Source organism: Streptomyces sp. JJ38 (assembly GCF_019303475.1).
GTDB lineage: Bacteria > Actinomycetota > Actinomycetes > Streptomycetales > Streptomycetaceae > Streptomyces.
Genome location: NZ_JABLSI010000098.1, coordinates 1 through 543, shown reverse-complemented (window position 1 = coordinate 543; position 543 = coordinate 1). Strand labels below are relative to the sequence as shown.

Genomic DNA, 543 nt, shown 5'->3' with positions numbered 1-543 from the left:
GGCACCACCCTCGGCGACCCCATCGAAGCCCAAGCCCTCCAAGCCACCTACGGCCAACACCGCACCCCTGACCAACCCCTCTACCTCGGCTCCATCAAATCCAACATCGGCCACACCCAAGCCGCCGCAGGCGCCGCGGGCCTCATCAAAATGATCCAAGCCATGCGCCACGGCCAACTCCCCCAAACCCTCCACATCGACCAACCCACCCCCCACATCGACTGGACCGACGGCACCATCCAACTCCTCACCGAACCACGGCCATGGCCCGACACCGGCCGCCCCCGCCGCGCCGCCGTCTCCTCCTTCGGCATCAGCGGCACCAACGCCCACGTCATCCTCGAACAAGGCGACACCACCACAGAGCCTCCCGAGGAAGAGCCGAGGCCCGTGTACTGGCCGCTCAGCGGTCACACCCGAGGCGCCGTCCGGGACCAGGCCCGAAGGCTGCACACACACCTCGCCCAGCACCCGTCCAAGACCCCCTCTGCGGTCGGTCGCTCGTTGCGTGCTCGGGCCCGGTTCACCGAACGCGCCGCCGTC

Annotated in this window: 1 protein-coding gene and 1 pseudogene; both read left to right on the top strand. The window is 68.9% G+C overall.

What is annotated here, in order from left to right; all coding sequences use genetic code 11:
• Positions 1 to 21 precede the first annotated feature (21 nt).
• Positions 22 to 138 (top strand): annotated as a pseudogene (locus HPT28_RS27540) (hypothetical protein); the annotation flags it as partial.
• Between the two features lie 24 nt (positions 139 to 162).
• Positions 163 to 543 (top strand): ketoacyl-synthetase C-terminal extension domain-containing protein (locus tag HPT28_RS27535; protein WP_306824673.1); only part of this gene is annotated, 381 nt, incomplete at its 3' end.